General features: G+C 68.0%; 25 protein-coding genes. 11 read left to right on the top strand and 14 right to left on the bottom strand.

The window, feature by feature from the left end; genetic code table 11:
- Positions 1-49 precede the first annotated feature (49 nt).
- The 8 genes from VFU06_14385 to bshB1 all read left to right on the top strand — a co-directional run bounded on the left by VFU06_14385 (position 50) and on the right by bshB1 (position 8,490).
- Positions 50-787, top strand: coding sequence for a creatininase family protein (locus VFU06_14385; protein HEU5210577.1), 738 nt, complete (start codon positions 50-52; stop codon positions 785-787).
- Between the two features lie 153 nt (positions 788-940).
- On the top strand, positions 941-1,636 hold the full coding sequence (locus VFU06_14380) for a hypothetical protein (protein HEU5210576.1): 696 nt from the start codon (positions 941-943) through the stop codon (positions 1,634-1,636).
- Positions 1,637-1,769: 133 nt separating this feature from the next.
- The gene (locus VFU06_14375) at positions 1,770-3,266 is read left to right on the top strand and encodes a TolC family protein (GenBank protein ID HEU5210575.1); all 1,497 of its coding nucleotides are present in this window, start codon (positions 1,770-1,772) and stop codon (positions 3,264-3,266) included.
- Positions 3,266-4,576, top strand: coding sequence for an efflux RND transporter periplasmic adaptor subunit (locus tag VFU06_14370; protein HEU5210574.1), 1,311 nt, complete (start codon positions 3,266-3,268; stop codon positions 4,574-4,576). Before VFU06_14375 ends, VFU06_14370 begins: the two co-directional genes overlap by 1 nt.
- Positions 4,576-5,283 carry an ABC transporter ATP-binding protein gene (locus VFU06_14365; protein HEU5210573.1) on the top strand — a complete coding sequence of 236 codons (708 nt, stop codon included), beginning with the start codon at positions 4,576-4,578 and terminating at the stop codon, positions 5,281-5,283. Before VFU06_14370 ends, VFU06_14365 begins: the two co-directional genes overlap by 1 nt.
- Positions 5,280-6,521 (top strand): ABC transporter permease, encoded by a 1,242-nt coding sequence (locus tag VFU06_14360; GenBank protein HEU5210572.1) that lies wholly within the window; start codon positions 5,280-5,282, stop codon positions 6,519-6,521. The genes VFU06_14365 and VFU06_14360 overlap by 4 nt, the downstream gene beginning before the upstream one ends.
- 3 nt (positions 6,522-6,524) lie before the next feature.
- Positions 6,525-7,763 carry an ABC transporter permease gene (locus VFU06_14355; protein ID HEU5210571.1) on the top strand — a complete coding sequence of 413 codons (1,239 nt, stop codon included), beginning with the start codon at positions 6,525-6,527 and terminating at the stop codon, positions 7,761-7,763.
- A gap of 1 nt (position 7,764) precedes the next feature.
- Positions 7,765-8,490, top strand: a complete 726-nt coding sequence (gene bshB1, locus VFU06_14350) for a bacillithiol biosynthesis deacetylase BshB1 (protein HEU5210570.1) — start codon at positions 7,765-7,767, stop codon at positions 8,488-8,490.
- Positions 8,491-8,773: 283 nt separating this feature from the next.
- Here the strand turns inward: bshB1 and VFU06_14345 are convergent, their stop codons facing one another.
- Positions 8,774-9,010, bottom strand: a complete 237-nt coding sequence (locus tag VFU06_14345; GenBank protein ID HEU5210569.1) for a hypothetical protein — start codon at positions 9,008-9,010, stop codon at positions 8,774-8,776.
- Between the two features lie 189 nt (positions 9,011-9,199).
- Here VFU06_14345 and VFU06_14340 point away from each other — a divergent pair, with 189 nt between their 5' ends.
- The gene (locus tag VFU06_14340; GenBank protein ID HEU5210568.1) at positions 9,200-10,354 is read left to right on the top strand and encodes a cysteine desulfurase family protein; all 1,155 of its coding nucleotides are present in this window, start codon (positions 9,200-9,202) and stop codon (positions 10,352-10,354) included.
- A gap of 77 nt (positions 10,355-10,431) precedes the next feature.
- Positions 10,432-11,508, top strand: a complete 1,077-nt coding sequence (gene mnmA / locus VFU06_14335; GenBank protein ID HEU5210567.1) for a tRNA 2-thiouridine(34) synthase MnmA — start codon at positions 10,432-10,434, stop codon at positions 11,506-11,508.
- Between the two features lie 52 nt (positions 11,509-11,560).
- Here mnmA and VFU06_14330 read toward each other — a convergent pair whose 3' ends face one another.
- The 13 genes from VFU06_14330 to dnaX all read right to left on the bottom strand — a co-directional run bounded on the left by VFU06_14330 (position 11,561) and on the right by dnaX (position 21,331).
- The gene (locus tag VFU06_14330) at positions 11,561-11,794 is read right to left on the bottom strand and encodes a hypothetical protein (GenBank protein ID HEU5210566.1); all 234 of its coding nucleotides are present in this window, start codon (positions 11,792-11,794) and stop codon (positions 11,561-11,563) included.
- A 4-nt stretch (positions 11,795-11,798) separates the two neighbouring features.
- Complete coding sequence (dnaJ, locus tag VFU06_14325) at positions 11,799-12,944, bottom strand: molecular chaperone DnaJ (GenBank protein ID HEU5210565.1); 1,146 nt, start codon at positions 12,942-12,944, stop codon at positions 11,799-11,801.
- Between the two features lie 4 nt (positions 12,945-12,948).
- Complete coding sequence (locus VFU06_14320) at positions 12,949-13,533, bottom strand: nucleotide exchange factor GrpE (protein HEU5210564.1); 585 nt, start codon at positions 13,531-13,533, stop codon at positions 12,949-12,951.
- A gap of 81 nt (positions 13,534-13,614) precedes the next feature.
- A complete protein-coding gene (locus VFU06_14315) occupies positions 13,615-14,463 on the bottom strand; it encodes an alpha/beta hydrolase (protein ID HEU5210563.1) in 849 nt (282 codons plus the stop codon).
- Positions 14,460-15,719 (bottom strand): competence/damage-inducible protein A, encoded by a 1,260-nt coding sequence (locus tag VFU06_14310; protein HEU5210562.1) that lies wholly within the window; start codon positions 15,717-15,719, stop codon positions 14,460-14,462. Before VFU06_14310 ends, VFU06_14315 begins: the two co-directional genes overlap by 4 nt.
- Entirely contained in the window at positions 15,716-16,369 is a 654-nt protein-coding gene (gene pgsA / locus VFU06_14305; GenBank protein ID HEU5210561.1) for a CDP-diacylglycerol--glycerol-3-phosphate 3-phosphatidyltransferase, read from the bottom strand. The genes VFU06_14310 and pgsA overlap by 4 nt, the downstream gene beginning before the upstream one ends.
- Position 16,370: 1 nt before the next feature.
- Positions 16,371-16,949 carry a gliding-motility protein MglA gene (locus tag VFU06_14300; protein ID HEU5210560.1) on the bottom strand — a complete coding sequence of 193 codons (579 nt, stop codon included), beginning with the start codon at positions 16,947-16,949 and terminating at the stop codon, positions 16,371-16,373.
- Between the two features lie 13 nt (positions 16,950-16,962).
- Entirely contained in the window at positions 16,963-17,454 is a 492-nt protein-coding gene (locus VFU06_14295; protein ID HEU5210559.1) for a roadblock/LC7 domain-containing protein, read from the bottom strand.
- Positions 17,451-17,768: a hypothetical protein gene (locus VFU06_14290; GenBank protein HEU5210558.1), complete on the bottom strand. Its 318-nt coding sequence runs from the start codon at positions 17,766-17,768 to the stop codon at positions 17,451-17,453. Before VFU06_14290 ends, VFU06_14295 begins: the two co-directional genes overlap by 4 nt.
- 19 nt (positions 17,769-17,787) lie before the next feature.
- The gene (gene recR, locus VFU06_14285) at positions 17,788-18,375 is read right to left on the bottom strand and encodes a recombination mediator RecR (GenBank protein ID HEU5210557.1); all 588 of its coding nucleotides are present in this window, start codon (positions 18,373-18,375) and stop codon (positions 17,788-17,790) included.
- Positions 18,372-18,695, bottom strand: coding sequence for a YbaB/EbfC family nucleoid-associated protein (locus tag VFU06_14280; protein ID HEU5210556.1), 324 nt, complete (start codon positions 18,693-18,695; stop codon positions 18,372-18,374). The genes recR and VFU06_14280 overlap by 4 nt, the downstream gene beginning before the upstream one ends.
- Before the next feature lie 184 nt (positions 18,696-18,879).
- Positions 18,880-19,242, bottom strand: a complete 363-nt coding sequence (locus VFU06_14275; GenBank protein ID HEU5210555.1) for a YraN family protein — start codon at positions 19,240-19,242, stop codon at positions 18,880-18,882.
- A 256-nt stretch (positions 19,243-19,498) separates the two neighbouring features.
- Entirely contained in the window at positions 19,499-21,331 is a 1,833-nt protein-coding gene (gene dnaX, locus VFU06_14270; GenBank protein ID HEU5210554.1) for a DNA polymerase III subunit gamma/tau, read from the bottom strand.
- A 248-nt stretch (positions 21,332-21,579) separates the two neighbouring features.
- Between dnaX and VFU06_14265 the strand changes: the two genes are divergently transcribed.
- Positions 21,580-22,020: a CoA-binding protein gene (locus VFU06_14265; protein ID HEU5210553.1), complete on the top strand. Its 441-nt coding sequence runs from the start codon at positions 21,580-21,582 to the stop codon at positions 22,018-22,020.
- The last annotated feature ends 7 nt before the right edge of the window (positions 22,021-22,027 follow it).

Here is a 22,027-nt window from a genome sequence, read left to right as displayed (position 1 = left end):
CGCGCGCCGCGGATGCGCGCCAGAACGTCAGACCAGGATGCCGGCGTCAATGGAAGAGTTACTCGGTCTCGATGAACTGTCCTGGATCGATGTGGCGGCCCACCTCGCACGGGATCCGCGCCTCATCATACCTGCCGGCGCGCTGGAGCAACACGGTCCCCACCTTCCGCTCGGCTCCAATGTCCTTATCGCTCGCCACATCGCCGGGGACCTTGCGCGCGAGTTCCACGTCCTGCGGGCGCCGACCGTTCATTACGGCGTCAACGTCGCCAGCGACCGCGCATACGCAGGAACCGCATCGCTGATCCAGAAGACGCTGCATCGCGTAATGAACGAGCTGCTCGCCGCGTGGGAAGCACAGGGCATTCGCGAATTCATCATCATCACCGCACACCGTCACGAGCCTCACCTCGACGCCCTCGCGACGCTCGTGACGCGGCAGGCGCGGGTACGCGTCCTCTCGATCTGGGACATCGACTTGGCCGACCTGCTCGAGGCACAGCCAGGCCCGCTCCACGCCGGCGAGGCCGAAACCTCCGTGATGCTGCACCTCTACCCCTCCCTGGTACGCATGGAGCGCGCACGAGACTTCGAGCTGTCCGAGGAGTCATTCCGGCGCTATGTGCGTGACCAGCTCCCCAGCCCGCCCCCCGGCGGCGCCGGCGTCGTCGGCCGGCCGTCGTTCGCGACAGCGGAAAAGGGTGCCGCAATCTATCAGCGCATGCTGATGGCCATTCAGCGAGCCGTATTCCTGCCGGCGACGGAGGCCGACACCGATACGCTCTGACCGCTGATTCGCCTCCATTCACGTGATCTGGCGCGGTTGCCCGCTCCCTGCGCCTGCTGCGATACTTCAGGCTGCGCCAGAGGTTCCTGCCTTCGAACCACCCCTCCCCCGCCGGGGTAGAGGGTGCAACTGCCGAAACAACTGGGAGAGCCCATGCAGATTCGCAGAATGCTCACGATCGCAGGCGCCGCGCTGCTGGTGCCAGTCGCCCTCCAGGCGCAGACAGCAACGCTCGACGAGGGGGCGTTCCGGCTGCTCGTGGATGGCCGCGAGGTCGGCACCGAGACCTTCTCGATCCGCCAGAGCGGCGAGGGCGATCGCGCCGTCGTCATCGCGCAGGGACGCGTGGTCCTGGCGGACGGGGGCGGCGAGCAGGTCGTCTCTTCGCTCCAGCTCTCCGGCACGCCACTGCGGCCCGCCGCGTATGACCTGCAGGTCCAGGGCGGCGACGCCGAGCGCATCGCGGGCCGCGTCGTTGGTGGCCGCTTCAGTGCCCGGATCGTCCGCCCGTCGGGCGAGCAGATGCGCGAGTACCTGGTCAGCGACGGCGCGGTCATCGCCGACGAAGGCGTCGCGCATCACTATTACTTCCTGGCGCAGCGCGTGAACGGAAAGGACGGTCGCGTTCCGCTCGTGATCCCGCGCTCGAGCCGCCAGGTGTGGGCGAATGTAAGCGTGACCGACGGTCAGAGCGTTCAGATCGGCGGAAGCAGGGTGGCCGCCCGTCGCCTCGACGTACAGCCCCAGGGTGGCGATGCAGCGCAGGTCTGGGTCGATGCGCAGAACCGCGTGCTGCGTGTGGCGATTCCGTCCTCCAGCTTTGTCGCTGAGCGCACCGCAGCTCCATGACCGTGGCGCCGGGCCGATCGCCCGGCCGTGAAACCCGCGCGGGCGGCGCGCCGTAGGGCGCGCCGTTCGTGCACTCCCGACACAGGAGACCGCGTTGTTGCAGACTCATCGATGCAGATGTGCCATTCCGGTCGTGGCGCTGCTACTCGCTCCGCTGTCCTCGTTTCCGACCGCCAGCGCGCAGCAGCCACCGGAGACGCTCACCCTCGAGTACGCACTGCAGCTCGCCCGCGATCACAATCCGGATTACCTCGCCGCCGCCAACGACTTGCAGCTCGCGGACTGGAACGTCCGCGCCGCGTATGGCGATCTGCTGCCGGGCGCGAGCGTTTCCGGCAGCATGAACTACCAGGCCGCAGGCGAGCAGCGCTTCGGGGTCATCACTGGCAGCGATCTCGGCATCGGCAGCTCCACCGACTACTACGCCTCGAGCTACGGGCTCAATCTCAACTACAACCTGAGCGGAGCATCGCTGTTCGCGCCGTCGCGTGAGCGCGCTGCCCGGCGGGCCACGTCTGCATCCATCCGCTCGGCTCGCTCCGCGCTCGAGACCGACGTGACGGTGCAGTACCTGGCAGTGCGGCGCGCGCAGGATGCGGTTACGCTGGCCGAGCAGGAGCTCGCGCGCGCGACGGAGAACGCTCGCCTTGCCGCCGCGCGTGTCGCGGTCGGCGCCGCGATCCCGCTCGAGCAGACACAGGCAGAAGTCGAGCGCGGCCGGGCCGAGGTCGCGCTGCTCACGGCACGCAACGAGCTGCGCACGCAGCGCCTGGTGCTGGGCCAGATCATCGGCCGCCCGCTCACCGACAACGTCACCCTCTCGACCGAGTTCGAGGTGCAGGACGTTCCCTGGGAGCTGGACACGCTGCTCGAAAGCGCGCAGGGCGCCAACCCGGACATCCTCGCGGCGCGCGCCGGCGTGACCGCTGCCGAGGCAGGGGTGCGCATGGCGCGCTCGGCGTACTTCCCCACGCTCAGCATGTCCGCCGGCTGGTCGGGATTCGCGCGCGAAGCGGGCAACACCGGCCTCCTGATCGAGCAGGCGCGGGGGCAGATGCAGTCGGCACGGCTACAGTGTGAGCGTGAGAACCTGATCAGTGCAGGCCTCCCGACACCGCTGCCGGGCACACCCCGCGACTGCAGCCAGTTCACGCTGACCCCGCAGCAGGAGTCGGCGATCCGGGCGGACAACGACGTGTTCCCGTTCGGCTTCTCCCGTGAGCCGTTCAGCGCGCAGCTCACCCTCTCGCTGCCGATATTCAACGGCTTCGATCGCGAGCGGCAGCTTGCCCAGGCGCGCATCGCCGAGGACGATGCTGCGCAGCGGCAGCGTGCCGAGGAGCTGCGGATCCGCACAACCGTTGAACGGGCCCTGCTGAATCTGAGAACCGCCCGCGAGGCGGTCGTGCTCGAGGAGCGCAACCGCGAGCTGGCAGATCAGCAGCTCGAGCTCGAGCGCGAGCGTTACCGCGTTGGCGTCGCATCCTTCGTCGAGCTGCAGGAGGCGGAGACGCTGAAGGCGCGAGCGGACCGCGACTACCTCGTCGCACTCTACACATTCCATGAGAACCTCACCGCGCTGGAGGCCGCTGTCGGCCGGCCGCTGCGCGTGAACCCCGGAGAGGGCTGATGCGCAGGAAGACGAAGCTCATCATTGGTGGCGGCGCCGTTCTCGCCGTCATCGCCATTGCGACGCTCTCCGCCCTGCGCGGCAATGACGGCGTCGCAGTCCGGATCGAGCCGGTGCAGCGCCGGGACCTGGTCGCAACCGTCACTGCCAGCGGCTGGATCGAGCCGAACCGCAAGGTCGACGTGCAGGCCGACATCATGGGACGGATCATCGAGCTGCGCATCGTCGAAGGACAGCAGGTCAGCCGCGGCGACATCCTGCTGCGTATCGACCCGTCGCAGTACGAGGCGTCCGTGGCCCGCGCGCGCGCCGCGGTGAACGAGGCCGGTGCACGTGAAGCGCAGGCCCGGGCGAACCTGATCCAGGCGGAGCGACAGGCCCAGCGCATGCGCACGCTGGCGCAGCAGGAGAACATGGTGAGCCCGCAGCAGGTCGAGGAGGCCGAGACGCAGGAGCTCGTGCAGCGACAGCTGCTCGAGGCCGCCAAGTTCGGCGTCGCCCAGGCACGGTCCGCCCTGGTCGAGGCGCAGGACCTGCTCTCCAAGACCGTGATCCGCGCACCGATGGACGGAGTCGTAACTCGCCTGAACGTGGAGGAAGGCGAGACCGCCATCGTCGGCACCATGAACAACGTGGGATCGCTGCTGCTGACCGTCGCCGATCTCGGCGCCATGGAGGCCGTGGTACGCGTGGACGAGACCGATGTGCCGGAGCTCCACGTGGGTGACAGCGCCGTCGTGCAGATCGACGCGTTCCCCCGGCAGATGTTCACTGGCCGAGTGACAGAGATCGGCCACAGCTCGGTCACGCGCCCGGTCGCTGGTGGCGTCGCCTCAGCCAGCGGCGCGCAGGCCGTCGACTTCGAGGTTCGTATCCGCCTCGACAACCCGCCGCCCACGCTGCGCTCGGACCTTTCGGCCACGGCCGATATCGTCACGGCCCGCCGTGAGGGCGTGCTGTCGGTCCCGATCATCGCGCTCACCGTCAGGGAGCGGACGGGCACACAGCCGCTCCCCCAGGAAGACCCGACCGCCCAGGCCGCGGCCGAGCGGGCCGCAGGTGCCGATGAGCAGGGCGACCAGGAGGGGGTGTACGTCGTGCGCAGCGGCAAGGCGGAGTTCGTTCCCGTCCAGGTCGGCATCGCCGGCGCACAGCACTTCGAGGTGCTGAGCGGCGTGACCGAATCGGACTCGGTCGTGGCAGGCCCCTATGAGGCGATCCGCACCCTGGAGGATGGCCAGGCGGTGCGCCCGATGGGGACGCCGCCCGGCGGGCGCGGCGCCGCCGCGGCGCAACCCGCGGGCAACTGATGAACGGCGAGGTCATCCGGACCGAAGGGCTCCGCAAGGATTACGTGCTGGGCGCGGAGACGGTGCACGCCCTGCGCGGCGTGGACCTGCTCGTTCAGCGCAACGAGTACATCGCGATCATGGGCCCCTCCGGCTCCGGCAAGTCGACGTTCATGAATCTGATCGGCTGCCTGGACACACCAACCGGTGGACGCTACTGGCTGAACGGTGAAGAGGTGTCCGAGCTGGACGATGACCAGCTCGCCCGCATCCGCAACCGCGAGATCGGCTTTGTTTTCCAGACGTTCAACCTGCTGCCGCGCGCGACGGCGCTGCACAACGTCGAGCTGCCGCTCGTGTACGCGGGGGTCAATGCGAAGGAGCGACGCGAGCGTGCGGAAAACATGCTGGAGCGCGTCGGCCTCGGCGATCGCATGACGCACCGGCCGAGCGAGCTGTCGGGCGGCCAGCGCCAGCGCGTCGCGATCGCCCGCGCGCTCATCAACAACCCGTCGCTGCTGCTCGCGGACGAGCCGACCGGCAACCTGGACTCGCAGACCGGCGTCGACATCATGAACCTGTTCGCCGAGCTCCATGCCCACGGCCAGACGATCATGCTGGTCACGCACGAGCATGACATCGCGGACCATGCGCAGCGCACCGTCACGCTGCGGGACGGCATCATTTCAGACGACGTCCCCAACGCCCGCTACACTGCCGCCCGATGAATCCGGTCGAAGGCATCCGCCTCGCCCTGCAGCAGATCCGGGCGCAGAAGCTGAAGAGCTTCTTCGCCGTGATCGGCGTCGTCATCGGCGTCATGTTCCTGATCACTGTCGTCAGCGTGGTCGAGGGGCTGAACACGTACATGGAGGAGGACTTCGCCGGGGCGATCTACGGCCTGAACACGCTCACCGTCACACGCATCCCGTCCGTCAACTTCGAGTCGGACCCGGACGTGTGGCGCGCGTACCGCCGCCGCCCGCTGCTCGAGTTCGACGACGCAGAGTCCATCGAGGCGTCCCTCACCGTGCCGGCGCTGGTCGGCGTGGAGAGCTCGAGCAACGGCACACTCGTCAGTGATCGCGGCATCACGATCGAGAACGTGTGGCTGACCGCCGCGTCCGCCGACCTGTTCCGCATCCGCAACATGGACGTGGAGCGCGGCCGCGCCTTCACGGCACCCGAGGACCGGAGCGGTGCCAACGTCGTCGTGCTCGGCGCGGAGGCAGCGGACGCGCTCTTCCCCTCCCTCAACCCTCTCGGGCGAACGGTCAAAGTCAACAACGTGCCGTTCCGCGTGATCGGGGTGCTCGAGAAGCAGGGCTCCCTCTTCGGCATGTCGCTCGACAACCGTGCCATGGCCCCCGCGCACTCTGCAATGGGCCGGATGGTCAACCCGCACGGCGTCGTCGACAACATCCTGGTCCGGCCGGACGACACGAGCCAGATGCAGGCGGCCCAGGCCGAGATCGAGGCTACGATGCGCATCCGGCATCGCCTGCGCCCCGGCGAGGACAACGATTTCGCGATCGAGACGGCGGAGGAATCGCTCAGCTTCTGGGACAACATCAAGCGGGTGCTGATGGTCGCCTTCCCGATGCTGGTCTCGATCTCGCTGGTGGTCGGCGGCATCGTGATCATGAACATCATGCTCGTCTCGGTGACGGAACGGACACGCGAGATCGGGCTGCGCAAGGCACTCGGTGCGCGCCGTCGGGACATCCACCTGCAGGTGCTCGTCGAATCAGCGACGCTCTCGGGCGCCGGCGCCATGCTCGGCATCGGCATCGGCCTGGTGCTGGCGCAGATCGTGAGTGCCATCTCTCCGATGCCGGTCGCGCTCGCGCCGGTCTGGATGGCCGTTTCCGTCGCGCTCGGTGTCGGTGTCGGCGTGATCGCCGGGATCTACCCTGCATCGCGCGCGGCAAAGCTCGATCCCGTGGTCGCATTGCGGCAGGAGTAGCCCATGCGCATCGAGAGCCTCCAGGAAGGCGCGCGCCTCGCGATCGACCAGCTGCGTGCCAACAAGTTCCGCTCCGTCCTCACGATCATCGGCATCGTGATCGGTGTTGCGACGGTCATGGCGATGAGCGGAATGATCAACGGGATCCGCAGCAGCGTGATGGGCGCGTTCGAGGCGAGCGGTCCCAACAACTTCATGGTCGCCCGGTTCAACTTCAATTCGGTGCGTATTGTGAGCGACGGCAGCGGTCCGCCCTGGGGGGACAACCCGGCGATCACGGTGCAGGAAGCGCGCGCCATCGAGCGACTCCCGTCGATCCGCGCGGCTCATGTCGGGCTCGACCTGCAGGAGGAATTCTCCTTCGAACGGCAGCGCGTGGCATCCGTCGCGATTTCGGCGCGCGATGCCGGCTGGACCGAGTTCACGCAGGGCAGCATGATCGCCGGTCACGACATGCTGCCTTCCGACGTACGAGCCGCAGCGCGCGTCGTGGTACTGTCCGCTCCGCTGGCCGAGACGCTCTTCGGTACACTGGACCCGATCGGTCGGACGGTTCGCATCCGCAGCGTGCCCTTCCAGGTGATCGGTGTGTTCGAGCAGGAGGAGAACGTATTCGCCAGCCTGCAGAAGAACTTCGCGGTGATGCCGTTCAGCTCCGCGATCAAGCACCTCGACGCGTGGGACGGGATGCTGCTGGTGTTCGCAGTGCCGCGCTCCGGCGTCCCGCAGGAGCAGGCAATCGACGAGGTGATCACGCTGCTTCGCTCCACGCGCGGTGTGAGACCGGCGGAAGACAACAACTTCGCGATCATCCGCCAGGAGGAGATGGTCGAGACCTTCAACCGCATCACGGGCATCTTCTTCCTGGTGATGCTGCTGCTGTCTTCCGTTGCGCTGATGGTCGGCGGCGTCGGCGTGATCGCGATCATGATGATCGCCGTTACCGAGCGCACGCGGGAGATCGGGATCCGCAAGGCGCTCGGCGCGACCAAGCGGGAGATCCTCTGGCAGTTCCTCTTCGAGGCGACGACCGTGACGGTGATCGGCGGCGCCATCGGCATGGTGCTCGGTGGCGGCCTTGCCCTGCTGGTCGCAGCGCTGACACCGATTCCCGCGTCCGTGCCGGTCAGTGCGATCATCGCCGCTCTCGGCATGGCGACCGTCGCCGGCGTGCTCTTCGGGCTGTGGCCCGCCTGGCGAGCGGCGGGGCTCGACCCCGTCGAGGCACTGCGCTACGAGTGACATGAGCGAAGTCGACCTGCTGGCGATCATGGCGCACCCGGACGATGCCGAGCTGCTGTGCGGCGGCACACTGGCGCGCGCCGTCGATTCCGGTTACCGCGTCGGTGTGCTCGACCTGACCAGGGGCGAGAGCGGGACGTGGGGCAGCACAGAGGGACGCGCCCGCGAGGCACAGGCAGCGGCGGACATCATCGGGCTGACGCTGCGTGCCAATGCCGGCCTCGCGGACAGTGCTCTCGTGAACACGCCGGAAACGAGACTGGTCGTTGCAGGACACCTCCGCGCGCTGCGCCCGCGCACCGTGATCCTGCACTGGCCCGATCACGGCCGGCATCCCGATCATCGCATCGCCAGCCAGCTCGCCTACGATGCCTGCTTCGTCGCCGGGCTGCGCCGCGCAGCGATCGACGGCGCGCCGCACCGCCCACAGAAGATCCTCTACGCGATGAGCTACCGGGAAGAGGCGGTAAAGCCGAGCTTCGTCGTCGACATCACCGACCAGATCGAGCGCAAGTTGGAGGCGATCTTCGCGTTCGGCACCCAGTTCGAAGGCAAGACGGCGATGGGCGATGTGTTCGGCGGCGGTGAGCGACCACTGCGCGAGCAGCTTCTCGCGCACGCCGCACACTACGGATCGCTGATCCGCCGCCCCTACGGCGAGCCGTACTGGATGCGCGAAACGATGAAGGTCGACGACGTCGTCACTCTGGGCGTGGAAAGCATCTAGGGCTTCTTGTTCTACCACAGAGAACACAGAGGACACGGAGTCTCGTTCACTGCTGAGGCGCTGAGCGCGGCGAGGTGGGGCGTCGTCGGGAGGTGCACAACACGACTACTCCGGACGAGCTTACATCGTTTGTTGTAGCGCATGTTTCGCCAGGCAGCGTATCGGCGATACGCGCGTTGATGTCGCATGCCGGAACGTCAGCGAAACCTCCGCGCCCTCAGCGTCTCGGCGGTGAATTACAACTCTGTGAATTCGGTGTTCTCTGTGGTAGAAAAGAAGGAAGCTACGCGAGGCAGCGGACCTCGATCACCAGCCGCCTCCAGCTCGGCTCCTCCCGTCCGCCGACCCGCACCGCCCGCGCAGTTGCACGACCGCCGCGCAGCATCCAGGGCGTGAGCCACGATTCGATCTCGGGCGGCAGATGGCCGATCAGGTCGCCTTCGGGCAGGTGAACCCATACGCCGGGTTCCTCCTCGAGGGGCGGCCCTGGAATCAGCAGCAGCTCGTCGCCGGCATGCACATCCCTGAGATGGCTCGCACGCTGGCCGAAAACGGTGCCGTGGACGGTGGCGCGGAAGCAGGGGGGCCGCCCCGGGGGAAGCGGTGGTGGACGGCGCAGCATGTTTTTAAGTTACCCACGGTCAAATCAGTGCGCCACGGGCGGCGGCATACGCCCGCAGGCGTAATGCCGGTCAGAGCGGGAGGCGCTGTGGAGCCAATCTATCTCGATCATGCCGCGACGACGCCGATGCGCAGCGAAGTGCGAGAGGCGATGCTGCCGTTCCTCGGCGAGCGCTGGGGCAATCCGTCCAGCGTGCACCGCTGGGGCCGCAGGGCGCGCAACGCGATCGAGGAAGCGCGCGACCGCGTCGCAGCCGCGCTGGGCGCGCATCGCAGCGAGATCGTGTTCACCGGTGGCGGGACGGAGGCCGACAACCTGGCGATCCTCGGTTGCTGGCGGCAGGCGCGCGCGGAGGCGGGGCGTGCCGTCGTCGCCTGCTCGGCGATCGAGCACAAGGCGGTGCTGGCCAGCGTGAAGGCGGCCGAGGCGGAGGGGGCGGACGTCGTCATTCTCGGCGTCGACGGCGCTGGTCGCGTACCTGCAGATACGGCAGCGGAAGCAATCGCCGCGCGTCCGTGCGTACTCAGCGTGATGTGGGGCAACAACGAGATCGGCACGCTGCAGCCGATCGCGTGGCTTGCACGGCAGTGTGCGGACAGCGGCGTCGTGTTCCACACGGATGCCGTCCAGGCGTTCGGCAAGGTGCGCGTTCGCGTCGACGAGACACCGTGCGCGCTGCTTTCCATCAGCAGCCACAAGATCAACGGACCGCAGGGTGTCGGCGCGCTGTTCGTGCGCGACGGTGTGACGCTGCACCCCTCCCTTTTCGGCGGCGGCCAGGAGCGGCAGCTGCGCCCCGGCACGGAGAACGTCGCCGGAATCGTGGGCTTCGCGCGTGCCGCCGAGCTGGCGGCGCAGGAGCAGGACAGCGAAGAGCAGCGCGTGCGCGCGTTGCGGGACGAGCTCCAGCGGCGGCTTGTTGCCGCAGCGGATGACATCATCGTGCATGGTGGCGATGCCGAGCGGTTGCCGCACGTGCTGAACATCGGCGTGCCCCATTGCGATGCGGCTGCCCTGCTGATCGGGCTGGACCTCGAGGGGGTGGCCGTATCCGGCGGCTCGGCCTGCCAGAGCGGGAGTGCCGCCCCCAGTCACGTCCTGTCCGCCATCGGCTCCAGTGCCGAAGGCATGGCCGCGATCCGGATGTCGCTCGGCCATGGCACTACCAGCGCGGAGATCGAGCGGGCAGCGCAGGCGTTCAGCAAGGTGGTCGGCCGCATACGAGCGGTCGCAGCTCACTGAATGCGCGACGGTGCGGTGGACCTGCCTGCCGACGTGCCGCCCGGACCCTCGTCACGGTTCGTCGGTAGTACTCCCGCATGAAGAAGCAGTCGATCCTGGTGGCCATGTCCGGCGGCGTCGATTCGTCGGTCGCGGCCGCGCTGGTCGTGGAGCAGGGCCACGACGTCGTGGGCGTCACCATGAAGACGTTCTGCTATGGCGAGGGCAAGCCGCAGGGACGCACGTGCTGCGGACTGGACGGCATCCTCGACGCCCGCCGCGTTGCCGAGACCCTCGGAATTCCGCACTACGTCATCGACATGGAGGAGTCGTTCACGGCGGCCGTGATCGACGACTTCGTGAGCGAATACGCGGCCGGGCGCACGCCCAATCCGTGCGTGCGCTGCAACTCCAATACGAAGATTCCGCACCTGCTCGAGCGAGGTCGCATGCTCGGCTGCGACCTGATCGCGACCGGCCATTACGCGCGCACGGAGGTTCGTGCGGACGGCGGCGTACGCATGCTGCGCGGACTCGATCGCTCCAAGGACCAGACGTACTTCCTGTGGGGCGTCCCCGCCGACGTGGCACCCCATCTCCGCTTTCCGGTCGGTGAGCTGACGAAGCCACAGGTCCGGGCCCGTGCGCGGGCGCTGGGCCTGGTCACCGCGGACAAGCCCGAATCCCAGGAGATCTGCTTCGTCCCGGGTGGCGATTACACGGAGTTCCTGGCGGACCGCCTGGGCGCGGACCATCCCTCGCTCGTGCCCGGCTCCCTCGTGGACAGTGCAGGCAACGAGATCGGCCGACACGAGGGCTACGCGCGCTACACCGTGGGCCAGCGTCGCGGCCTGGGCGGTGGACGCGGAACGCCGCTCTACGTGATCGGCGTGCGACCGGAGCGCAACGAGGTGGTGGTCGGCGCGAGCCATGCATTGACGCGCGAGCGCTTCTCGCTCGTCGATCTGAACTGGATCGCAGCGGCGCCGACGGAAGGCGAGTCGGTCCTCGTACAGATCCGTCACCGCGCGGCCGTTGCACCCGCTCGCGTCGAGGCCATTCACGATACCGATGTGACGCTCGTCTTCGACGCACCACAGCGCGCGGTCACACCCGGTCAGTCGGGAGCGGTCTATCGTGGGGAGGAGCTGATCGGCGGCGGCAGGATCCGGTAGTGTCATCGAGTGCCTGTGCGCCCGGCGCAGCCGCCGGGCGCACACGCATCGTTCAGCCGATCTCGTGCGAACGCCTGAGCATGTCCAGCAGCTCCGCCGGCGCCGCTTTCAGAATGATGCGAGCCGCATCGGCAGAGTCGTCGTCGGTCTCGACGAAGCGCGGGCGGACCCGCCGGTCGGTGACACAGTGGAACACGATTCGCACGTCGTCATCGAAACCGAAGTTGCCGCCCGACGGGAAGGCCTCCCAGACGAGGAAATTCTCGTCCTGAAATGTCCTGCTCATCGCCTCAGTACCTCAGGTTGGTCGCGCGCGCAAAGTCGCGCATGAGCTCCGCCTGCTGATCATCGAGCGTTTCCGGCACTTCGATCTTCACCTGCACATACTGATCGCCGCGCCGGCCGCCTTTTTCGATCCCTTGCTGCGGGATGCGAAAGCGCGTGCCGGACTGCGTTCCGGGCGGAATCCGCAGCGCGACCTTCCGGCCGTCGACAGTGCGAACGCGGATGCGCGAGCCCAGCGTCGCCTGCGCGACGTTGATCGGCACGGTGCAGTGCACGTCGAGCCCGTCGCGGCGAAAGAAGCGATCGGGCTGGACACGGAACGTGACGATCAGGTCGCCCGCGGGAGCGCCGGCGTTGCCGCGCTCTCCCTGCCCCGAGAGTCGCAGCCTGGAGCCGGTATCCACGCCCGATGGAACGTTGAGCAGGATCTGCCGCTGCTCGCGCACCTGGCCGCTGCCGCTGCAGACCGGGCACGGCTGGGTCGGAACACTGCCCCGCCCCAGGCAGACCGGACACGGCCGCGTCACCGCAAAGCCGCCCTGGCCGAAGGAGATGGTGCCTGAGCCGCTGCACTCCGGGCAGGTCTTCGGCTTGCTTCCCGGTGCGTTGCCCGAGCCGCCGCACGTCGCGCAGGAGTCGGTTACCGGAACGCTGATGTTGACTCTGCCACCGCGTGCTGCGGTCTCGAACGGGATCTCGACCACGTATTCGACGTCCTGTCCACGCTGCGGGGCGCTGGTGCGACCGCGCGTACGCTGCTGCTGCTGCTGCTGCTGGCGCCGCCGATCGAAGAACGAGCTGAACAGGTCGCCCAGTCCACCCAGGTCACCCAGGTCCTCGAAGGTGAAGCGCTCCTCGTGCACGCCGCCCGGAGATGGGCGCGTGCCCGCCGCCCCGTGCCCGAAGCCGAAGCCGCCGAGCGGCCCCATCTTGCGCATCTGGTCATACTGCCTGCGCTTGGTCTCGTCCGACAGCACGGCGTACGCTTCACCGACCTCCTTGAAGCGTTCGGCCGCCTGTGGATCGCTCGGGTTCGCGTCCGGATGATTCTGCTTGGCGAGACGGCGGTATGCCTTCTTGATGTCGTCGGCGGTAGCGCTCTCCGAGACGCCGAGGATCTGGTAATAGTCCTTCGAGGCAGTAGCCGACATCGGCTCAGTCCTCGTGCTGGTATACGCGCACGCGCGCCGGCCGGACCAGGTGTCCGCTGAAGCGGTACCCCTTCTGGTACACGTCTGCCACCAGCCCGTCCTGCGCGGGGTCATCGGTGGCGACGATGCCGATCGCCTCCATCGCATTGGGATCGAACACCTGCCCCGCAGGATCGATCGCCTCGAGTCCGGCCGTGTTCAGACTCTGCAGCAGCTTGCGTTCGACCAGCTGAATCCCCTCGAGGATCGATGCGGCCGCAGCCGTGTCCGTGTAGTCGCCGACGCGCTCGAGGTCGTCGATGGGCTCGAGCAGCCGACGCACGAGATCGCCCTGCGCGCGCGTGTAGTTGTCGGCCCGCTCGCGCTCCGTGCGCTTCCGGTAGTTGTCGAACTCCGCGGCCAGTCGCAGATGACGATCCGAAAGGGTGGCGAGCTCGGCCTGCAGCGCCTCGAGCTGCGAACCCGCCCCGGACGCTTCGGCGGCCGCCGCGCCATCGTTCGTATCGCTCTCATCCATTGCGGCCGTCACACCGTTCTCCGGGGTGCCCTGCCCCGGCTCCGCGAGTCGTCCGTCCTTGTCTTCCACCATGTTCCCCTGCTGGCTGTACTGCCGCCGTACCGGTGCAAGCGCGGGACCACCCACGCCTGCCGATCCGGCACCTATCTTCGCCTAAAGCCGAGCAATGAGCCAGTCCCGCACTTCCCGGATCGTGGCTGCGTGGTCCGGCTCGTTGAGCAGCTCATGATAGTGTCCCGGATAGATGCGGATCGTGACATCGTCCGGCGGGAGTGAGCGGGCGAAGGCGAGTGTGCGCTGCGCGTCGACGATGCGGTCGGCGTCCGGCACCATCAGGAGGAGCGGCGTGCGGATGCGGTCACCACGACGCTGAACGGCGCCCATCGCGACGGACGCTTCGGTGAACAGGCGCGGCGTGATGCGGTCGTGAACGAGCGGGTCCTCGCGGTACGCGCGCACGACCTCCGGGTCCCGCGAAAGGGCGTTCGTATCGATGCCGTTCCTGATCGGGATCGACGGCAGCACCCGTGTGAACACACCCGCCATCGTCGTCTTCCAGCGCGGAATCTCGGCCGAGGTGCCGAGCCAGGGCGCCAGGACGATCCCACCCCGGAAGCGGGCATCGTACTCCTCGAGGTAGCGGAGCGCGACCAGCCCACCCATGGAATGACCGAGCAGAAACATGGGGAGCCGCACATCCACCAGCCCGCTCACCTCGCGCACGAAGCGGTCGAGGTCCTGCAGCAGGACATCGAAGCGGTCGGCGTGCCCGCGCCGTCCCTCCGACACTCCGTGCCCGCGCTGGTCGAAGGCGTATGTCGACACACCGCTCGCCGTCATGGCCTGCGCAAACCGCTCGTACCTGCCGGAATGCTCACCGAGCCCGTGTACGACGACGAGCGCGGCGCGCGGCTGCGGCACTTCCAGGGCGCGGTATCGGAGCCGAACCCTGCCGACACCTTCGAAGGCGCCCTCGCTGCTGCGTGCGCCGACGGCGCTCATGCGCTCTCCTCCTCGAGCAGCATGCGACGCAGGAGCTCCAGGGCGGCGACTGCCGACCGCTCGCGGACATCTTCCCGCGCACCGGGCACGGAGAGCCGCCGCGCCTCCGAGCGGGCCGGTGTCTCCACGGCAATGAAGACCGTACCAACCGGTTTACCGGGCGTGCCGCCTTCGGGTCCGGCCACACCGCTGATCGCAACACCGCATTCTGCGCCGGTAAGGCGCCGGACTCCGGAAGCCATCGCGCGAACGACCGGCTCGCTGACCGCTCCCTCGCGATCGATCACGGCCGCGTCGACGCCGAGAACCCCGGTTTTCACGGCGTTGTCGTAGGCGACAACGCCACCGAGCACGTACTCCGACGAGCCGGGGACGTCCGTCAACAGCTTGGCAGCGAGTCCGCCCGTGCAACTTTCCGCCAGGGCGACGCGCCAGGCGCGGGCGCGGAGCGCGCGTCCGACGACCGCGGCATGGACATCGCCGCTTCGTCCGAAATGGGCGCGCCCGATCCGCTGACTGAAGAGCGACTCGGCGCGCGCCAGCGCTGCGTCGGCTTCCGCCGGTGCCATGCCGCGAGCCGTTATGCGAATGTCGACGCCGGCGAGCGTGGGCAGGAACGCCACATCGAGCGGCTCGATCCCCTCGATCAGGTCGGCAACCTGCTCAGCCAGGCGGGACTCGCCGACACCCGTCGTGCGCACGCGCACGCTGCGGACAGGGGGCGCGTCCGGGAACCGGGCACGCAGGCGGGGCACGACCTCCTCCGCTCCCAGTGTGTGCAGCTCGACGGGCACGCCCGGCAGCACGATCACGATACGATCCTCGTGCTCGATCCAGAGTCCGGGCGCCGACCCGCGCGTGTTGTGCATCAGCTCGCCGCCGCGCGGTACCATTGCCTGGCGCAGATTGTTCGCGGGCATCGGGATCCCGCGCCGGGTGTAGCGCTCTTCCAGTACCGTGACCCACCGCTCGTTCTGCTCCAGCGGCCGGTCGAGCACTGCGGCGATCACCTCGCGCGTGAAGTCGTCGTGTGTCGGCCCCAGCCCGCCGGTCGTGATGACCACGTCCGCGCGCGCCAGCGCTTCGCGCAGCGCAGCCGACATCAGCTCGAAATCGTCGACCACGGCCGTGCGCCGAAGCACCGGCAGACCCGCGTCAGCGAGCGCGGCACCCAGCCACGCGGAATTCGTGTCGATCGTTTCACCGAGCATCAGCTCGGTGCCGATCGCCACGATCTCGATGACGGGCGTGCTCATCCCGTGCTGGCGGCTCGCAGCAGCCGCCGCCATTCAATGAGGTAGATGACGAAGGAGTAGACGGTCAGCCACAGCGCAATCGCGAGCGTCAGCACGAAGACGGTCCCGTGGAAGATCTGCCAGCGCTCCCACCAGATGCCGACCCAGGACCGGTTCACTGCCGCGCTCTGGAGCGCATACCAGAAGATGGTCGTGCCGATGAAGATGTTCTGGAACACGGCCTTCAGCTTGCCCGAGCCGCCTGCGGCGATGACGATGCCACCTCGTGCCGCGTAGGAGCGGATCACGGTGACGAGCAGCTCCCGGCCGAAGATGACGAGCAGGACCCAGAGCGGCAGCTCCCCCAGCAGCGGCAGCGGCGCATCCGGCGTGTCACGCCGCGACAGGATGTAGAACGGGATGAACGTCGCAACGAGCAGCAGCTTGTCGGCGAGCGGATCCACGAGCTTTCCAAAGTTCGAGATCCAGCCGTGCTTCCGCGCGAGGTAGCCGTCCCAGAGGTCCGAGAAGGCCGCGATCAGGAATACGATGAACGCCGTGAAGCGGGCCGTGAACGTCGGCACGAAGAGCAGCACGTAGACCACCGGGGTGAGCGCAATCCGCGCCACGGTGATCGCATTCGGCAACGTGCTGCGCTCGAACAGCGCCATATCAGCCGAGCGACTTGAGGACCAGCTTGCTGACCGCGCGCAGCGTGTCGAAGACGCCATCCCCGCGAACCGCGACAGCCTCGAACTCCGGCAGCCCGCCGGGATTCAGTTGTGCGCTCAGCTCACTGACCGGCACCGCGTTCGGCAGGTCCCGCTTGTTCCACTGCAGGGCGATGGGGATCTGCGTCGCATCGTAGCCGTAGTCGGCGAGATTCTCGTACAGGTTCTCCATCGCCGCGATATTCGCGTCCATCCGCTCCGCCTGCGAATCCGCGACGAACACGATGCCGTCCACGCCCTTCAGGATCAGGCGCCGACTCGCGTTGTAGTAGACCTGTCCGGGCACAGTGTAGAGGTGGAAGCGCGTCTTGAAGCCGCGGATCGCACCGAGGTCCACGGGCAGGAAGTCGAAAAAGAGCGTGCGCTCCTGCTCGGTGGCGAGGGAGATCAGCTTGCCGCGCGTCTCCGGGTTCACCTTGCCGTAAACATACTCGAGATTCGTCGTCTTGCCGCCCAGCCCCGGACCATAGTACACGAGCTTGCAGTTGATTTCGCGGCTCGCGTAGTTGATCATCGACATCGGCCGTTTCCCCTCACTCCGAGAAGAGGCGGTCGATCTCGCTCTCGACCTCCTCCACCCATTCCGCATCCATTTGGACGTGCTCGCCCGGAACCCCGCGCGCAACGGCGTCGTCGAACACAACACCGAGCTGCGGCACGTACTTCCGGCTCATCACGCGCACCAGGCCGAGCGTGGTGTGCGCATCGAACAGTGTTGCCAGAATCGCCCGCCCTCCGATGTCCGCCAGGTACATGGACTGCTGCTCACCGTGGTGATAGAGCGAGGCAAACTCGCGCTCACCGAGCAGTACGGCAAGCTGATCGCCGGCCGCAAAGTCTGCGGCGGCGAGGGACGCGAAGGTCGTGACGTCGAACGCACCCTGCTCACCTGACTGCGTGATCAGCCGGCCTGCCCGATCGAGCAGCATGGCCGTGCGGACCCCCGCCTCGCGCAGGTATGCGACGAGCAGATCATCCAGACGCTGGTGTTCCTGTTGTCCGAGAAAACCGATGCCGTCGCTCATCCCGCGAATCCGGCGCGTAGCTCGCCGGCGCCGAGCGTACGCTCCATGCGGTCCAGGATGTGGGCAGCCCGTCGCCGCAGCAGCGGGCGCTGCTCCCATGCCACGAAATCGCGCAGCAGCTGCACCAGCTCCACCGATGCGTTGGCTCCCGCAATGTGGCTGAGCGCAGCGAAACGGCGCAGCGCACGCGGACTGAACAGCCCACGCTGGTGGCGCTCGAGCTGATCACGCACGATCAGTGTACCGACCGTTGCCGCCACTCCCACGGCAACGAGCACGATTCCCGTCGTCTTCAGGATGCGACTGCGCTCCATGACTCGTCCGGCTCGAGGGTCAGAGCTCGCGGCGACCCGAAAGGGCCTCCGCGATCGTTACACCGTCAGCATACTCCAGGTCGCCGCCAACCGGCAGCCCGCGCGCCAGGCGGGTCACTCGCACGCCGAGCGGCCGGATCATCTTCTGCAGATACAGCGCCGTCGCTTCCCCCTCCACGCTCGGGTTCGTCGCGACGATCACCTCGCGCACCACGCCGTCCGACAATCGGCCGAGCAGCCCCTGGACGTTCAGCTCGTCCGGGCCGATCCCCTCCAGCGGCGAAATGCGGCCGCCGAGCACGTGGTATAGTCCCCGGTACTCGCCCGTCCGCTCGATCGGACCGATGTCCGACGCCTCCTCCACCACGCAGATGAACGTACCGTCCCGCCGCGGGTTCGAGCACAGCGCGCACGGATCCGTCTCCGTCAGGTTCCCGCACCGCGAGCACGGGTGCACCTGCTCCGCCACCCGCTCCAGCACCCGTGCCAGCCGACGCGATTCCTCCGCCGGCCGCTTGAGCAGGTAGTATGTCAATCGAAGCGCGGTCTTCCGGCCGATGCCCGGAAGCCGCGCCAGCTCCGTCGTCAGGTCCTCGATCGCACTCACGGGAACTGGGGCAGATTGAAGGGCAGCGGGAACCCGCCGGCAACCTTCTTCAGCTCCTCCTCGTATACCTGCTGCGCCCGCTGCTGGGCCTCCGCCACCGCCGCCGTCACCAGGTCCTCGAGCATCTCCACGTCCGAGGGGTCCACCACCGTCGGGTCGATCTTCACCTCACGCACGCGACCCCGCCCGTCGGCGGTCACCGTGACCATCCCACCGCCGCTCGAGCACGTCACCGTGCGATTCCCGAGTTCCGTCTGGAGTTGTGTCAGCCGGGCCTGCACCTGCTGGCCCATCTGAAAAAGCTGCTGGAAATTCGTCATGGAAAATCCGGACATCGCCTTCTGAAAGCGTTCCCGAGTATAGACGTCCGCCTTCGCCGCTCGCAAGGAGAGGACCCGGCCGTCCTGCGACATGATGGTACCCCGCGGGGTAGGCGAGTTCCTGTCTCTTTGTGCCTCAAAGGGCACGGGTCGCTGGCCGAGCCTGGCCGGCGGCTGGCAGCCCTCACAATCGCCAGGCGTCCTCCACGTGCTCGATGTCGAGCCGCCCGTCCGGCCGCACCGTTACACTGCACAGGTCGAAGCGGAACGCGGCGCAGGACGGCCGGTTCCGGCAGATCCATGCGTGAGCCGCGGCGGCCAGGTCGCGTCGTTTGGACAGAGTGATCGCCTCTGCCGGCTGGCCGAAACGGCTGCCGGAACGGCACTTCACCTCGATGAACGCGATCAGCTCACCGCGCCGGGCGATCACGTCGATTTCCTTGTGCCGGAAGCGCCAGTTCATGGCGAGCACCGACCAGCCGGTGCTGTCCAGGTGGTCGGCGACGGCCGCCTCGGCGCGCCGGCCCAGCTCATGGGATTCAGCCATGGCTCGACGGTGACATCCGCGCCGGGGCGGCGCGATGTCTGTTTTTTCCCGCGTTGAAAGTCTCGTTGTTAACCACGGAGACCACAAAGGACACGGAGGTCACTCGCCCGCCGCACAGGACACCGAAAAAATGAACGCTGCTCCGGCCCGGAAGCAGCGTCCGCCATGATTCCTTCGCGACTCTCATAGTCCCCCGCGGTAATCAGCTCTGCGCCCTCTGCGTCCTTCGTGGTTGAAAACGGTTGGAAGAGAGCACTCAGTCGTCGATCAGCTCCAGGTCCCAGGCCTCGACCGCTCGAGCCAGCATTGGCTGCTCGCGGGCGATGCGCGCCAGCCGGTCGGCGCGGACCTGCTCGGGGGTGAGGCGCCGGGGCGTGGCGGCCTCGCCGAGACTGGCCGCCTGGACCACGAGCTGGACGGTGCGGCCGAGTGCGTCGCTGAACGCCTGCTCGAGTGCGCGGGCATCGCGGCTGTCGCCGCTCAGGCGCTCGAGTCCGGGCCCCGGCGGAACCGACAGCACCACCCTGTCGGGACCCTGCTCTTCGACGCGTGCGACTTTCAGGAAGATGCCGAGCCCGTGCGGAATCCGGCTGCCGTCGCGCTGGAGGGCGCGCAGGGCGGCCGCGGCGGTGGCGCTGCGCGGAGCCACGGGAGCGGGCTGGTCGTTCGCGGTCGCGAGCGGAGCGGCCTGGTTCGATGCCGCCGGTTCCGCGACGGAGGGCGCGGGCGGGGCTGGCGCAGGCCCGGTGGCCGGAGCCTGTGCGGCAGGCGCGGGGGTGCGAGGACGCTCCTCTACGGCCGCTGCCGTCCGCGCCGTCGCTTCCCCGCCTCGCCCCGCCCGGCGCGGCGCGGAGGAGGCTTCAGGTCCCGGGGGATCGGGGATTGCCCGGGGCGAGCGCTCCGGCGGAGGCGCTCCGCCCGCAGCGCGGAGCAGCTCTTCCACGGCAATGGTACGGTCGAGGTATGCGAAGCGGAGGAGCAGCACCTCGAGCATGGTGCGTGGGTTGGCGCTCTTGCGGAAGCGGCCCTCGGTGTCGAGCTCCGACGCGAGCGCGAGCATGCGCAGCAGGTCGGTCGCCTCGAAGCGTGCAGCGACGTCCAGGTAGTGCTGGCGCAGGTCGTCGCGGACCTGCATCGCGTCCGCGCCGTCGTACTTGCCGATCAGCAGCGTGCGCAGCACGTCGGTGAGCCCGCGATAGAACTCGGTGAGGTCGTACCCGTCGTCCAGGATGCGCTGCACGAAGCGGAACACGTCGCCCGCGCGGCGGTCGGCCAGGATGCCGAAGAGCTCGAGGTAGAGCTCGTCGCCGATCAGGCCGAGCACGCGCGTGACGTCGTCGACCGTGACGGTGCGCCCCGAGAAGGACAGCACCTGGTCGAGCAGCGAGAGGGCGTCGCGCAGCCCGCCGTCGGCGCGCCGCGCGATGGGCAGCAGTGCATCGTCGCTGGCCTCGATCCCCTCCTCGGCCAGGATGGTCTTCAGCCGGACCACGATGTCATCGACCCCGATGCGCCGGAAGTCGAAGCGCTGCGTGCGCGACAGGATCGGTGCCGCGGCCTGCTGGATCTTCTGCGGCTCGGTGGTCGCGAAGACGAAGATCACGCGCGGCGGCGGCTCCTCGAGGATCTTGAGGAGCGCGTTCCATGCCTCGCGCGTGAGCATGTGCGCTTCGTCGATGATGTAGACCTTGAAGCGCTCATCGCCGGTCGGCGCGTACATGGCGCGCTCACGCAGGTCGCGGGCGTCATCGACGCCGCGGTTCGAAGCGGCGTCGATCTCCACGACGTCGAGCGAGGTGCGTCCGGCCCAGATGCGCTCGCACGACTCGCAGCGTCCGCACGGCTCGCCCGGCTTCAGCCCGTCCGCGGTCTCCTCCGTGACGCGGTTCGGGCAGTTGAGCGCCATCGCGAGCACGCGCGCCGCCGTCGTCTTGCCTACCCCGCGAGGACCAGAAAAGAGATACGCGTGGGCGACCCGGCCGCGCGCGACGGCCGCGCGCAGCGTCTCGGAGACGTGCGCCTGCGTCGCCATCTCGGCGAAGTTGCGTGGACGGTAGGTACGCGCGAGTGCGGCGCGGGTCGTGGCCATGGACTGCACCATCACGACGAGGAATTGCGAATCGAACGGGGATGCTACTGCGATTGACGGCAGCCGTGCAACCCGAGGCTACAGCATAGAAATCGCCCCAGGAAATCCGTAGCGACGCTCACGTCACTTACCGCTGCTGCCTGCGGGGCCCTGACGGGGTTCGTGAGCTCGCGCCCTACGTTTCCTGGGGCGACGTTCTTGCATCAAAGCTAACTGCAGCAACGAAATGGGTCAACCCGAGGTGAGCAGTGGCGACACAGGCGAACGAGAACCTGATCACGACGACGGAAGGGATGCGGGACGTGCTCCGCTCGGCGAAGCGGGTGGCGATCATCGGCATCAAGCCGGAGGACCGCGCGACGGCGCCGGCGTTCTATGTGCCCCGTTACCTGCAGGGCGCCGGCTACGAGATCGTCCCGGTGCCCGTGTACTACCCGGAGGTCACCACGATCCTCGGTGAGCGCGTCTACCGCAGGCTGACGGACATCCCCGGGGACATCGATCTCGTGGTGGTGTTCCGCCGGTCCGGCGACGTGGCAAAGCACGTGGACGAGATCCTCGAGAAGAAGCCGGACGCGGTCTGGCTGCAGCTCGGGATCCGCAACGACGAAGCGGCAGCCCGCTGGGCTGCCGCCGGAATCAAGGTGGTGCAGGACCGCTGCTCGATGGTGGAGCACCGCAGTCTGTAGGCTGCTG

Source organism: Longimicrobiales bacterium, from assembly GCA_035764935.1.
In the GTDB taxonomy this organism is placed as follows: domain Bacteria; phylum Gemmatimonadota; class Gemmatimonadetes; order Longimicrobiales; family RSA9; genus DASTYK01.
The sequence above is the reverse complement of the archived record's forward strand: the minus strand, read 5'-3'. Positions and strand labels throughout refer to the sequence as shown.

Excerpts from the sequence above, each read along its gene's own strand:
- dnaJ (HEU5210565.1), bottom strand. The coding sequence starts at position 12,944 with ATGTCGGCTACTGCCTCGAAGGACTATTACCAGATCCTCGGCGTCTCG.
- VFU06_14370 (HEU5210574.1), top strand. The coding sequence starts at position 3,266 with ATGCGCAGGAAGACGAAGCTCATCATTGGTGGCGGCGCCGTTCTCGCC.
- VFU06_14300 (HEU5210560.1), bottom strand. The coding sequence starts at position 16,949 with ATGTCGATGATCAACTACGCGAGCCGCGAAATCAACTGCAAGCTCGTG.
- VFU06_14280 (HEU5210556.1), bottom strand. The coding sequence starts at position 18,695 with ATGACGAATTTCCAGCAGCTTTTTCAGATGGGCCAGCAGGTGCAGGCC.
- VFU06_14295 (HEU5210559.1), bottom strand. The coding sequence starts at position 17,454 with ATGAGCGACGGCATCGGTTTTCTCGGACAACAGGAACACCAGCGTCTG.
- VFU06_14330 (HEU5210566.1), bottom strand. The coding sequence starts at position 11,794 with ATGAGCAGGACATTTCAGGACGAGAATTTCCTCGTCTGGGAGGCCTTC.
- VFU06_14385 (HEU5210577.1), top strand. The coding sequence starts at position 50 with ATGGAAGAGTTACTCGGTCTCGATGAACTGTCCTGGATCGATGTGGCG.
- bshB1 (HEU5210570.1), top strand. The coding sequence starts at position 7,765 with ATGAGCGAAGTCGACCTGCTGGCGATCATGGCGCACCCGGACGATGCC.
- VFU06_14275 (HEU5210555.1), bottom strand. The coding sequence starts at position 19,242 with ATGGCTGAATCCCATGAGCTGGGCCGGCGCGCCGAGGCGGCCGTCGCC.
- pgsA (HEU5210561.1), bottom strand. The coding sequence starts at position 16,369 with ATGGCGCTGTTCGAGCGCAGCACGTTGCCGAATGCGATCACCGTGGCG.
- VFU06_14355 (HEU5210571.1), top strand. The coding sequence starts at position 6,525 with ATGCGCATCGAGAGCCTCCAGGAAGGCGCGCGCCTCGCGATCGACCAG.
- VFU06_14365 (HEU5210573.1), top strand. The coding sequence starts at position 4,576 with ATGAACGGCGAGGTCATCCGGACCGAAGGGCTCCGCAAGGATTACGTG.
- VFU06_14310 (HEU5210562.1), bottom strand. The coding sequence starts at position 15,719 with ATGAGCACGCCCGTCATCGAGATCGTGGCGATCGGCACCGAGCTGATG.
- VFU06_14315 (HEU5210563.1), bottom strand. The coding sequence starts at position 14,463 with ATGAGCGCCGTCGGCGCACGCAGCAGCGAGGGCGCCTTCGAAGGTGTC.
- VFU06_14290 (HEU5210558.1), bottom strand. The coding sequence starts at position 17,768 with ATGGAGCGCAGTCGCATCCTGAAGACGACGGGAATCGTGCTCGTTGCC.
- VFU06_14360 (HEU5210572.1), top strand. The coding sequence starts at position 5,280 with ATGAATCCGGTCGAAGGCATCCGCCTCGCCCTGCAGCAGATCCGGGCG.
- VFU06_14380 (HEU5210576.1), top strand. The coding sequence starts at position 941 with ATGCAGATTCGCAGAATGCTCACGATCGCAGGCGCCGCGCTGCTGGTG.
- VFU06_14320 (HEU5210564.1), bottom strand. The coding sequence starts at position 13,533 with ATGGTGGAAGACAAGGACGGACGACTCGCGGAGCCGGGGCAGGGCACC.
- dnaX (HEU5210554.1), bottom strand. The coding sequence starts at position 21,331 with ATGGCCACGACCCGCGCCGCACTCGCGCGTACCTACCGTCCACGCAAC.
- mnmA (HEU5210567.1), top strand. The coding sequence starts at position 10,432 with ATGAAGAAGCAGTCGATCCTGGTGGCCATGTCCGGCGGCGTCGATTCG.